The sequence below is a fragment of the Faecalibacterium sp. OM04-11BH genome, assembly GCF_003482185.1.
In the GTDB taxonomy this organism is placed as follows: domain Bacteria; phylum Bacillota; class Clostridia; order Oscillospirales; family Ruminococcaceae; genus Faecalibacterium; species Faecalibacterium tardum.
The window spans coordinates 1-619 of record NZ_QULS01000009.1 but is presented as its reverse complement, the minus strand read 5'-3'; the positions used below and the strand labels follow the sequence as shown (position 1 = coordinate 619).

General features: G+C 56.4%; 1 pseudogene. It reads left to right on the top strand.

Features of this window, described 5'->3' with window-relative positions:
- Positions 1-619 (top strand): annotated as a pseudogene (locus DXB44_RS08910) (DNA primase); the annotation flags it as partial.

Below are 619 nucleotides of genomic sequence, written 5' to 3'. Positions count from 1 at the left end.
TGAAGAAAAACATTTCCCGCAATCCCTTATGGCCGGACTGGTACAACGGCAAGAAGATCGATGAAGTCCAGTTTGGACGCGCCTTTCTGGAACAGTGGCCGCTGAAATGCGTCAACGGTACACTGTACACGCTGGACGGCCCGGTAGAAGACGAAAGCGAGATCAAGCAGCGCATCTTGGAGAACATCGAGGAATATGTCACCTCCGGCCTGTCCAAAAAGGTCACCAACATTCTGGAGACCATCAAGCTGCTGGCCTTTTCCGACCCCTTTCCCATCGAGCAGGACTGCATCCACCTCCAGAACGGCGTGTACCATCTGCCGGACGGCTCTTTTCAGGAGAGCCGCCTGTTCTGCCAGAACCGCCTGCCTGTGAAGTACGACCCGAAAGCACCCAGCCCTGACCGCTGGCTGACCTTTCTGCACGAGCTGCTGGACGATGCCGACATCCCCACCTTGCAGGAATATCTGGGCTATTGCCTGATCCCCAGCACCAAAGGCCAAAAGATGATGCTCATCGTTGGCAAGGGCGGCGAGGGTAAATCCAGAATCGGGCTGGTACTGAAACGGCTCATGGGGGATGCCGCCAGCAACGGCAGCGTCCAGAAAGTGGAGAACAA